The organism is Atribacterota bacterium (assembly GCA_039638595.1).
GTDB lineage: Bacteria > Atribacterota > Atribacteria > Atribacterales > Caldatribacteriaceae > Profundicultor > Profundicultor thermophilus.
The window spans coordinates 1-10,601 of record JBDIWM010000058.1; the positions used below are offsets into that span (position 1 = coordinate 1).

The window sequence follows — 10,601 nt, forward strand, 5'->3', positions numbered from 1 at the left end:
AGTACCGGGAATACGCTCTGCGTTTAGGAGCCTTTGCGTACCTGGTCAAGGGAAAAGACCTGGACGAACTCTATCAGACCCTGCGTTTAGCAGGACAATTACAGGATTTTCTGTAAGTATCGTTCCAGCTTGTCCTCGGTCAATTCACCGATTTCTTCCTGGACAATGGTACCACAGCGGTTAAAAAAGAATGAGTGCGGCACACCAGATACACCATACATCGAATAGACTCTGGTTTCCAGTGTATCAATCAGGACAGGGTGGGTGAGCGAAGCATTTTGCACAAACTGCCGTAGATCCATTATATTACTTCCCCCGATGTAACCGACACCAATGACTACAAACTCATGGGTGTCTTTATACTTTTGATACGCTGCCTCAAGTAGGGGCGCTTCATTGATACAGTGAGGACAATTAGGGGTAAAAAAGGTGAGAAGAACTGGCTTTCCAAGGTAGTCACTGAGGGTGAGCGTTCCTCCATTCAGTAAAGGAAGAGTAAAATCTTTTTCTTTCATATCTGATGGACAGCTTGGCGTAGGGGATGGTGTTGGTACAGTACTGAAACAACCAGCCAGAAAAGTGAGAAGCACAAGAATACCGAAGACCAAAAAGTATGCTTTTTTCATGATTGACGCCCCTTTACCTATTGAATTACTTTTCTTTTACGCCTTTCCTTCAGGAAAGTTCACCATTACCAAGCAGGTTTTCGACCTTTAAAAAAGCCAAAAAACCAGGTCTTTTCTCCATCGGAAAAAAGGTATACAATATGAAAGCCATGAGAGAGAAAGTGCTCCATATCCGAAAGGCGCAAGAAAGCGATTTACCGCAGATAACCGAGATTTACAACCAGGCCGTACTCTACACCACAGCCACATTCCATCTTTTTCCTCGTTCTCTTGAAGAGCAAAAAACCTGGTACAGGGCACACAACGAAAAGTATCCCCTGATTGTAGCCGAAGAAAATGGCCTTCTGGTGGCCTGGGCGTGCCTGAGCCCTTATTCAGATCGGGAAGGGTACCAATATACGGTATCCGATTCCATTTACGTTCGAGAGGAATTTCGCCGTCAGCGTATTGGTTATGAGTTGTTAAGTTATCTCCTGGAAGAGGCCAAGGGTTTGGGTTACCATTCGGTTGTAGCCTTTATAGCTCGAGAGAATATCCCCAGCATCAGGCTTCACGAAAAGTTAGGATTCGAATTACGGGGTATCCTGAAAGAAGTGGGGTTTAAGTTCCAAAAGTGGGTGGATATATGCATTTACCAGAAAATGATATCACCCTTCGACTGAGGGGGAATTTCTCTTGAAAAACCGGGAAATCCTGGAAAAAAAGTTTTCCAAAAGAGAGGTCAAACGCCGACCTGGCAAGGAAGGAAAAGAGCTATTCTATATTGAGACTCCATCGGTCATTAAACGCCTGAATGAAGCCTTCGATGGAGAATGGTCGTTTGAAATCAAAGAAAAGGAAATTGACCTCACCAGGGGTTATGTCTGGGTTTTAGGAAGGTTAACCTGCGGAAACCTGGTCAAGGAACAGTTCGGGTTTAAATCGTTTTCGCCAAACCACGAAAAAAACGTTCCTGATTTCGGTGATGACCTTAAGGCTGCAGCGTCAGATGCACTCAAAAAATGCGCAACACTTCTTGGAGTGGGTCTTTATCTCTACGAAGAGGAAGAAGTTCCTCTCACCCGCCCGGCTTCGGAGAAACAGAAACAGTTCATCCGTAATCTGGCGAAAGTGAAAGGGAAAACCGTGTCTGAGGAAGTTCTTGCCAGGCTTACCTTTGAAGAAGCTTCAAAACTCATCGATCAATTAAAGAGCGAAGAAAGCGATTAAAAGGAGGAGAGAGGAATGGCTTTCTGGGGTCGATTGTTTGCGTTCCTTCTTGGGGTACTACTTATTTTGATTGCGGTAAGCATCACAATGGTGGTTTTTAATCTTGTCCCGGTTCTCGTGATTCAGGAGTGGATTACCGCTTTTTATCTTTTCTTCCACACCAACTTCTTGTTCCGCATGCTGGGAATTCTCATTATTGCCGCTTTCGTGGTGGTCGCGCTCTTTTTATTTCGATTCCTCATCACAAGAAAAGAGGAATCTATTACCTATGTTACCGGTGAGGGAGAAATCAGGATTTCCTTTGAATCCATCAAGGCCTTAGCCCAGGAAGCCATGAAAGGCTTTAATGAAATTCTCCTCGTGGAACCAAGGGTAGAAAGAATAGGCCAAAACCTGATTCTTAACATCTTTTTAGCGGTAAAACCAGACACCTCCATTCCCGAGTTTTCCGTCGCGGTCAAAAACAAAGTCCGGGAACGGATTGAACGCCAAACCGGACTTACCCTCTCTGATATCCGGCTTTCCATTGATTTGAAAAAAGAAGAGGGAATCTAAAAGGCAAGAAAACCACGAAGGTAAAAAAGAAGCACTATCGCACTCAGAGTAATTAGGGTGATGATTTCCTTTTGAAACACAACCTCCCAAGCAAACGGTTTTTTCTTCCCCTGATAGGGGGTCAATCGAAAAATGAAAGCAGGAACCTCGTTTTTGTAATTCTGATAAGTATGCCCAAATTTTTTTTCTAAGAATACTTCCTCAGCCCTCACAATGGACCCATAAAGCACCATAAAAACCACCCAGAATGGGAATACCATCCACCAGAGACCCGAGAGCAGAACAATCCCTGTGCCGATCACACCATTGGCCAGGTAAAGTGGGTTTCGAGTATAGGCATAAGGACCACAGCTGGTGAGTTCTTCTACATCTTCTTCCATTGCTTTCCGGTAATTCCTTATATACCCCACCGCCCAGATGCGTAAAACCTCACCAAACACGATAAGCAAAAACCCATAAATAAAAAACGTCCTTTGTGGATGAGCGAAAAGAAAAAGAAGGAGACCCAAAAACCCCCAGATTATCCCCCGGTGGGGAAAGAGTTTCTTGCCAATTCTGGCTAAAGTCGTTCCACAACGCTCCATAAGGCGTCCTGAGGACAGCTTTTTATTTCTCTAATAAAACCATCCTTATAGCGCACAATCCTTCGAGGTTCTCTGGTCACTTTACCCACTTCAAATACCGGAATGGATGCTTCTCGCAAAGCCTTCATTATATCCTCCGGAAAAGGGGTAAAAATGAGAAGAGTACCGCTGGAAATAAGACAAAGGGGGTCAATGGCAAAATGCTGCGCGATGGCTCTCGTTTCCGGAAAGATAAAAACCTTCTCTTCCTCAATTTCAAAACCCAGATTCTGTCCCGCACACACTTCCCATAGTGCCCCGAGTAGCCCTCCTTCGGTGACATCATGAAGACAGTGGGGGGAAAAAGAGTTAGCGATTCGCGCGTCCTCAACTACGTTCATCATGTTGAGGAAAGATTGTGCCCTTTCCACAAGTTCTTTCCCAAACTTTTTCTGGAGCTCCTCGCTCTTTTCCCAGGCAAGAATGGCCGTCCCTTCAATGCCCACACCCTTGGTCATGAGGATTGAATCTCCAGGAAGGACCTTGCTCACATCGGGAAAATGGTCATTCGCTATCCTTCCCAGACCCACACAGTGCACCAAGGGCTTGCGCACCACCTGAGAAATTTCGGTGTGTCCTCCCAAAACCACAATCTTCCATTCCCGACAAAAGGTGTCGATTTCCCGCATGGTTTTCTCAACCATTTCCAAAGTGCTTTCGGGAGGAAAAACGAGACTCACCAACACCGCCACCGGCTCTGCACCACTACAGACCAGGTCATTGACCACCACTTGCACAGCAAAAAAACCCAGGAAATCAGGTGCACCCGTAATCGGGTCACAGGTTACTGCCAAAAAGTCTGTCCCCAAGCGCAATACGCCACAATCCCTCCCCAAACCCGCTCCATAAAGCACCTCATGCCTTCTCGAACCCTGGAAAGGGAATACAATCCTTTTCAGAATATCCGGCGAGAGCTTTCCCAGCTGCATGCTTTTTCTCTACACCCCTTCTTTCCTTCCGGCCTTAATTTTTCCGCTCATTCTGGCACCTTTATCCACATAGAGCGTTTCCGCCTTGACCTCTCCTTCAACCGAACCACTCGAATCAAGGTAAAAAAAATGGACTCGAGCAATCCCCCGAAAAATTCCCTCCACATAGAGGCATTCCGCCTCTACTTCAGCAACCACCCTGGCTCCTCCGGCAACAACCACCACCGGACTCTTAATGGTGCCCTTCAGTTCCCCTTCTACCCGCACCAGGTGCTCAGCGGTAATTTCTCCCTCAAAGGATAGCTGAGGCGGAAACAGGACATCAACAGGTAATCTGAGAAAAGAGTGGTTGAATGCCCTTTGCCCTCTACGAAATCGCAATGCCTGAAAACGAGAAAGGATGGCTTGACAATTCATTAATTCATTATACTGGATAAATGCTCATAAAAAAAGCCCCGGGAAATTCCCGGGGCTTTTTGCCTACGCACATTCCATCAGAACGAGACTGAGAGTTCTGCCTTAATGGTGCCAGCTCCGTCAAGGATGTTACCCTGACCGAAGTCATCACCAGCGTCCCAGGTGTTGAGTTCGTAGCTAACGGTAAGGGCAGTATTTTCAGCCATATCCCAACCAAGTTTTGCCAAGACGCTGTAAACCGGAGCACCCGCAGCTGGAGCGCTGTCATAACGGCCTTCCACAGTCAACGTAGTGTTCTTATCTAACCACTTGTAGTCCAGCTTTCCGGCAAGGGTGAAGGCTGCAGCAGCCATATCGTATTCGCCGCCAACCGAGATGTACGCTTCATTGTTTTCGCTATCAAGGTCAAGCGGGAAGTTCAAATATGCACCGTATACGGTTATACCACTGGTTAAAAGGTCATAGGTAACTTTAATCTTGCCTTCTTCATCTTTTGCTGCTTCAGCTGGTACAAAGGTAATCGTACCACTCACTTTGTTCTTGGTTGCAACACCAGCCAGGGTCTGCGCATAATCGTATTTGACATCCAGAGTCCATTTTTCTTCAGCGTCGTCACCAGAAAGGTCAAAGCTTGCTGCCACACCAAACCCAAGTTCATCAGCTTTGAAATCACTTGGTGAAGCCGCAGAGGTCGCTGGGGTGAATCCAGCAGTCACATAATGACCATCAAGAGTAATGGTCACATCCTCGGTTGCCTTAATCGCTACTTTGCCAGCCACACCGAAAGTACCACTCAGTACTCCATACGCACCTTCAACCGTCAGTTTGACATCGGATTCATCAAAATCGGTCCAGGCATCGGCGCTAATAACGAGGTCAGAGGTAGCATTAAAGAGCGAAGCCCCCTCTGGCATCCAGGTTACACTAACTCCCACTTTTTCCCATTCAGCCCGAATGGTATACCAGTCGTTTGGCGCAGCAAGAGCCTTCCAGGTGATGTCGCTATCCTCGGGAGTGAACACCACTAACGCACCCTCGAAGTCTAAATCATAATCACGATCATCATCGGGGTCATCGGGCTGGTAGTCACCATGGACCAAACCTAAGCCGACTTTGCCAAGCCGGATGTCTCCAGCTTTGACGTACCACTCATCCTTCTTGTACTCAATGTAGAAATTGTTAGCACTCACCGAAGGCGTGGAGAACGTATCATCAATGGTTAAATCAATTCCTGCAGTGGTATACTCGTTGATGGTCGCAGCAATATACAGGGTGGTCGAGTCACTGAAGCTGACGTCGGTTTTGCCCGTAGCGGTGGGAAGGAATGCCTTCCAGGTTGAAGTGAACTCTCCGGTAACCTTGACGGGTTCAGCGTACTTCTCAAGTTCAGCAACCCTAGCTTCCAGAGCCTTGATGGCTTCGCTGTTTTCACCCACCACCTTCTTCAGGTCATCCACGGTGACACCCAGGTTTTTCAACTCATTGGCAAACTCTTTGACCAGCTTCTCCAGAGCTGCTATGTCTTCCTGGGTGGCAAAACCAGCTTCGTCAATTTTGCTCTCCAGATACCCGATAGCCCGAGCAATGGCCATGGCAAACTCATAACGAGTGAGTGCCCGATTGCCACCAAAGGTCCCATCAGGGTATCCAATGATGACGCCCTTGGCCGCCAAGCTCTGAATGGCATCGTAGGCCCAGTGATTGAGCGGCACATCAACAAATGGGTTTGCCAGAGCAGGAAGCACAAAGGCAAACACCAACACTAACGCTAACGCCAGTTTCTTCATGTTCAAACCTCCTTGGTTGTTTGGTTTTTGCGCTTTCCACCTCACCAAGAAGGCTGCGTAGAGAGTATCCCTGTTTCCTCTCTGTTCGTCCCTTCTTTTCGAGGTTTCCAGCTTCTATCACTCATCCTTCCTCCCTGGGTCACCAAGTCTTCCTTTTCACCTCCTTTCCCTCACCCGGGAGAGAGGACAGGATAGCCTACTGCATCCTTTTTATACTATACGTCAAAAATCCCCTTTTGACTACTCCCATTCTAAAAAATTTTCGAATTTTTTTCAACTCAGTAACCGGGAGTGGCCATGGTTTCGTCATCGAGGTAAAAACTCCGGTCAAAGGGAACCTTACCCACCACCACTGGTTTTGGCTCGTCGATTGCTTCACAGCGAATGAAACTGGAACGAAACCAGTCTGTATCAGCTGGAAGAGGCAAGGTAACCGCTAAAAGCCGGCGCATCATGGTACGGTCGTAAAAATTTTCATCGAACTGATTATCGCTGTCTGGATAACTGCTGAACCTTCGCAGAACGTCGGTAACCACAAAATTCATCTCTAAAAGTACTTTCTCGATGTTGTACCATTTACGCCAGGATGACTCAATAGTGGTCAGTCCAAAATACAGTGCCCCTCCATTCTGCAAAGCCTGAGCTCCCCGAGAAAGAGTGGCAATAAGACCCCTTTCGCTTTCTACCGGGTCGGTAATAAAAACCTGGAATGTATGGTCCTCCAGGGGATAGGGATCAGCCACGTTATAGGGATATACCTCGACGCGAAAACCGTGTTCTTGAGTTCGATTTCGAATAAATTCCACCAATCTTGGGTCGATTTCAAGCACCGTGATGGATTCTGGAAGATTTGTCGCCGCCAGCGCCAAACTGAAAAGGTCATCATCACCGACGATGAGAATTTTTTGTCCTTCCAAATCCCCGCGTTCATAGAGAAAAGAAACCCGAGCAAAAATATCCTCTTTGGTCATAAATCCCTGGTCAAAATCGAGATTCGGAAGTGGTCGATCCTGAACAAGCTGGGCATAAAAGGAAAAGGCTTCCAGAAAATGGAATGGATTGTACCCTCCCCGACAGTGGCTACAGGTGGCGCTGTGGTACGGAGAAAGGCTTCGACTTTGATCCTTGCCTTTCTCGGAAAGCTCAAACTTTCCATTCCGATATACCACAACGTCTTCTTGCAAAAGTTTTTTCAATCGTTCCACAAAACCACTGATATGTTCATCCTGCTCATCCAGTAACCGCCAGAAGCTCTTCGGACCCTCTTTCAGCGAACGCAGAATCTGTATCTGGTACCGATTCATTTTCCTTCCACCCCTTTTTCGTCCAGTCTACCGGTAACGGAAGAGATATTTTAGCATGTCGTCCCAGGATGTAGAAGAAGCAAAGGAAAGCGTATCATACTTCGGGTCGTAGGATTGATAGGGAAAATACACACTCAACCCTCCTAGGGATTTACCCAGATTGTTTCGCTCATAAAAAACCGTCTGTGCAAGGGCATCTCGAGCGAGTCCTGCTTTTTCCCGGACCGTTAAATCCTGAATGGTCGGCCAGCCATGCCACAGCCCAAGAAGGCTTCCTAAGTCTACAAAATCATAATCCCCAAAGTACAAGGCCTGATCACCAAGATAAAGATAGAGATTGGGAGGAGTGCGAGAATCACCCAGCACCGCCTGCGCCAGGGTATCCAAACTTTGGGCTAAAGTCGCCACTGCCTTGAGGTCAATTGCCGACTGTGTCACACCCACTCGCAGATACGAATCCACATAGGTATCGATAATGGCTCGGGCCAATTCTCTTTCCCCCATAGAAGGGGAATGAACCAGTATCTGTAAGAATCCCGCATAATCCCACCCCTCACCGGGCACAAACTCTTCTGAAGCCACCATGACATTGGCATAGTTTCGCACTTCATAGGCCACCTCCACCATGGCCATGAGGCAGGCGTCCATTCCTAAGAGGTCAAGATTCTTTCCTATGATGGATTTGGTTTGAGAAAGGGCGTAAGCCAATTGTGGAATGGTGATCGCATGACCAGTAGAAAAGTCAAAAGAAATATCTCTTTTCCTGAAACCACCCCCGTGATTCCAGAGAATAAGCGCATATCGCGAAGCCGGATAATTCTGAACGCCAAACCGGACGAAATCGATAAGACTTCGATAGTCACCCATATCAACCCGACCAAGAGACTCAAGAATCGGAGATGTGACCAGAGAAGGATCCTCGTCTTGAGTCACCCGGTAACGATACGCGCCCGTCTTCGGGGTATCCATTTGCACAATGATGTTCACTCGCTCCGTAGAACCAACCATTTCCATGGAGTTCAAATCTTGCCAGGCATCGTTTTCCAGGTCGTTATCCCCATTCATAAAAATCAGCAGGGTCCAGTCACTGGCTTTAGTCGACGGAGAAGGAATAGTCGGAGAAAGGCACCCTGAAAAAAATAGAGATATCCCCGCAAGGAAAAGAAAAAAAACCAGCCATTTTTTCATCGCCGCACCTCGATTTCAACTTTCAGGATATCGCCTGAAGCGTTACCGGCATCAAGAGGAGTATCTTCCCGGAACACATACGACTGAGACCCAAGGCGCACAGTAAAGTAATTTTCCAGTGTGTCCAGGACATTGCCCCCTTTATCGGTCGTCACCACCATTACTTCCAAAGTGGACGGTTTTCCCAAATCGGAAAGGTCTACATCCATTTTCATAATCGCTCCCGAAACAGAACCACCAGAGAAAAACCGCTCCTCTCCATTCGGACTCCTGAAGTAAAAGTTATTGCCAGCCCGGTGCAAGACGTAGAAACCACGCCATTCCAAAGGGTCTTTTCCTGGCCCGGTCAAAACATTCCCATCGGGATCGAGGGCCACCAGATATTCTACATCTGAGTCAACGTTCCCCCGCAGGGTCAGGGTAATCCTTATCTCGCTTCCTGTCCCCCAGGTCGGTTGTTCACCCCTAGCACACCCCGCTACAAAAAGTATCAGGAATCCGAGAACCACAATTGTCTTGATTCCCTCCATGGTGTCATCCTCCTAACTTGAATTTCTGACTGGGGAACACCTTGAGCCCGTATTCCAGCCAGAAGGTCTTCGCCGACTGGTCATAGTAGAGACTGATTTCACGGCAGTGAAGGTCCTGGGTGAGGCGAACTCGCAAGGCATCAAGGTCCCCCTCTTGAAAATCCCAGATACCCTCCAGTCCAATATTCCACTCTTTGGACAAAGGCCAGGAAATAGAAAAACTCATTCCTTGCCACTCGGTGCTTTCAACGTTATAACTCCCTTTAAGAGCAACCTGTTTTTGAGCAGAAACGTCATAGGTCACACCCACAATGGCATCGATAAATTCTTTTGTCACAAAATCGTACCCGGTTTCCAGGATGATTTTCCAAGGATTCTGGGTATACGTTGCATTTACCGACAGGAAGCTGTTCTCCCTGGTAGTGTAATCGAATTTAAAAGGGGTAGCACCTCTGTATCCACGCCAATCGTATGAAAGCGATACGGAAAGGCTGGATGAAAATTTGTGTTCCATCCCCACGTTACTCGACCAGAGATACCGGGCAAATCCATTGCCATAGAAATTCTGCTCAAAATGAAGAGTCGGCTTCAGAAAGGTATTATCACCCAGTTTGCTGTTACCACCTATGTCAAGATACAGATTAAGACGGTTCTCTCTGACCCCGGTCTCTTCCTCAAAGTAATAGCCAGCCACTGCCCCATAAGCATAGGAAAAGTCAGATTGACCAATTCTTTCTTTCCCTCTCGATACCTCGAGTTCGGGTATTTTTCGCACCACCTGGATGGTGTCACCGGTATATGCATCTCCCTCAAGGTCGCTATGACCATAGTAACGCAGCGTGTAGGTCCATACACCCTGGTTTTTTTGAAAATAGAGGAGGTAACGCAAGTCCTGGTCTTCAAACATCCCCCATTTCGCGTCTTCCACATAGAAAAGCTCAAGGCCACCCCAGAGGTTTTCTCCAACCGTTCTCCTATAGTTTAAGAGTGCAGAAAGGGTATCACTCTGGGTGGTATAATTTGCGTCGTAACTCAAGTTCAGCTTCCCTGCTTCTTTTTCCTTATTGCGGTCAATACTCAAAAGGAAAGAGTAAGTGTCATCGGTCTTACCGATGGTCTTTGTGTAATTGAGACGACCGGACAGAGTAGTAAAATCATCGAGTTTTTTGCCGTACTCGGCTTGAGCAGTGAAGGTCGGCGATGTACTGGGATAGTCCCGGTAGTACAGAGTAATCTTTCCTTGCTCACCCTTTTCTTCGTTGTCCAGGTAATGCCTTACTTCGATACTCCACCCGTTTTTCTGCCACCAGTTGACGATCACCGTTCCAAAGGAGTAATCATTGATGGAGTAATTATAGAAATATCCCAAACTTAGACCGGTAGCGCTGGAATATCCAAAAGAAGGGAAAAGAGGCAAGCGGTCAATCCGATCC

General features: G+C 47.2%; 12 protein-coding genes. 3 read left to right on the forward strand and 9 right to left on the reverse strand.

Annotated features, from left to right (window positions below; genetic code table 11):
• Positions 1-98: 98 nt before the first annotated feature.
• Positions 99-626, reverse strand: coding sequence for a TlpA disulfide reductase family protein (locus ABDK92_10145; protein ID MEN3186965.1), 528 nt, complete (start codon positions 624-626; stop codon positions 99-101).
• Positions 627-766: 140 nt separating this feature from the next.
• On the opposite strand from ABDK92_10145, the gene ABDK92_10150 reads away from it, so the two are divergent.
• The 3 genes from ABDK92_10150 to amaP are packed head-to-tail and all read left to right on the forward strand — an operon-like array spanning position 767 to position 2,390.
• The gene (locus ABDK92_10150; protein ID MEN3186966.1) at positions 767-1,288 is read left to right on the forward strand and encodes an N-acetyltransferase family protein; all 522 of its coding nucleotides are present in this window, start codon (positions 767-769) and stop codon (positions 1,286-1,288) included.
• A gap of 13 nt (positions 1,289-1,301) precedes the next feature.
• A complete protein-coding gene (locus ABDK92_10155) occupies positions 1,302-1,835 on the forward strand; it encodes a Rad52/Rad22 family DNA repair protein (GenBank protein ID MEN3186967.1) in 534 nt (177 codons plus the stop codon).
• Between the two features lie 15 nt (positions 1,836-1,850).
• Positions 1,851-2,390, forward strand: coding sequence for an alkaline shock response membrane anchor protein AmaP (amaP, locus tag ABDK92_10160; GenBank protein MEN3186968.1), 540 nt, complete (start codon positions 1,851-1,853; stop codon positions 2,388-2,390).
• On the opposite strand, the gene ABDK92_10165 is transcribed toward amaP, so the two are convergent.
• From ABDK92_10165 to ABDK92_10200, 8 genes are all read right to left on the reverse strand, one after another.
• A complete protein-coding gene (locus ABDK92_10165) occupies positions 2,387-2,974 on the reverse strand; it encodes an isoprenylcysteine carboxylmethyltransferase family protein (GenBank protein ID MEN3186969.1) in 588 nt (195 codons plus the stop codon). The two genes, amaP and ABDK92_10165, sit on opposite strands and share 4 nt — an antisense overlap.
• Positions 2,950-3,867: an AIR synthase family protein gene (locus tag ABDK92_10170; protein ID MEN3186970.1), complete on the reverse strand. Its 918-nt coding sequence runs from the start codon at positions 3,865-3,867 to the stop codon at positions 2,950-2,952. Before ABDK92_10170 ends, ABDK92_10165 begins: the two co-directional genes overlap by 25 nt.
• A gap of 84 nt (positions 3,868-3,951) precedes the next feature.
• Positions 3,952-4,359 (reverse strand): polymer-forming cytoskeletal protein, encoded by a 408-nt coding sequence (locus tag ABDK92_10175; GenBank protein MEN3186971.1) that lies wholly within the window; start codon positions 4,357-4,359, stop codon positions 3,952-3,954.
• 77 nt (positions 4,360-4,436) lie between these two features.
• The gene (locus tag ABDK92_10180; GenBank protein ID MEN3186972.1) at positions 4,437-6,146 is read right to left on the reverse strand and encodes an S-layer homology domain-containing protein; all 1,710 of its coding nucleotides are present in this window, start codon (positions 6,144-6,146) and stop codon (positions 4,437-4,439) included.
• Between the two features lie 278 nt (positions 6,147-6,424).
• On the reverse strand, positions 6,425-7,450 hold the full coding sequence (locus tag ABDK92_10185) for a bis-aminopropyl spermidine synthase family protein (GenBank protein ID MEN3186973.1): 1,026 nt from the start codon (positions 7,448-7,450) through the stop codon (positions 6,425-6,427).
• A gap of 27 nt (positions 7,451-7,477) precedes the next feature.
• Positions 7,478-8,638, reverse strand: a complete 1,161-nt coding sequence (locus ABDK92_10190; protein MEN3186974.1) for a clostripain-related cysteine peptidase — start codon at positions 8,636-8,638, stop codon at positions 7,478-7,480.
• Positions 8,635-9,168 (reverse strand): hypothetical protein, encoded by a 534-nt coding sequence (locus tag ABDK92_10195; protein ID MEN3186975.1) that lies wholly within the window; start codon positions 9,166-9,168, stop codon positions 8,635-8,637. Before ABDK92_10195 ends, ABDK92_10190 begins: the two co-directional genes overlap by 4 nt.
• 4 nt (positions 9,169-9,172) lie before the next feature.
• The coding region (locus tag ABDK92_10200) for a hypothetical protein (GenBank protein ID MEN3186976.1) at positions 9,173-10,601 on the reverse strand (1,429 nt) is incomplete at its 5' end.

Coding starts and splice junctions, on each gene's coding strand:
- ABDK92_10145 (MEN3186965.1), bottom strand. CDS start 626: ATGAAAAAAGCATACTTTTTGGTCTTCGGTATTCTTGTGCTTCTCACT.
- ABDK92_10150 (MEN3186966.1), top strand. CDS start 767: ATGAAAGCCATGAGAGAGAAAGTGCTCCATATCCGAAAGGCGCAAGAA.
- amaP (MEN3186968.1), top strand. CDS start 1,851: ATGGCTTTCTGGGGTCGATTGTTTGCGTTCCTTCTTGGGGTACTACTT.
- ABDK92_10165 (MEN3186969.1), bottom strand. CDS start 2,974: ATGGAGCGTTGTGGAACGACTTTAGCCAGAATTGGCAAGAAACTCTTT.
- ABDK92_10175 (MEN3186971.1), bottom strand. CDS start 4,359: ATGAATTGTCAAGCCATCCTTTCTCGTTTTCAGGCATTGCGATTTCGT.
- ABDK92_10180 (MEN3186972.1), bottom strand. CDS start 6,146: ATGAAGAAACTGGCGTTAGCGTTAGTGTTGGTGTTTGCCTTTGTGCTT.
- ABDK92_10185 (MEN3186973.1), bottom strand. CDS start 7,450: ATGAATCGGTACCAGATACAGATTCTGCGTTCGCTGAAAGAGGGTCCG.
- ABDK92_10190 (MEN3186974.1), bottom strand. CDS start 8,638: ATGAAAAAATGGCTGGTTTTTTTTCTTTTCCTTGCGGGGATATCTCTA.
- ABDK92_10195 (MEN3186975.1), bottom strand. CDS start 9,168: ATGGAGGGAATCAAGACAATTGTGGTTCTCGGATTCCTGATACTTTTT.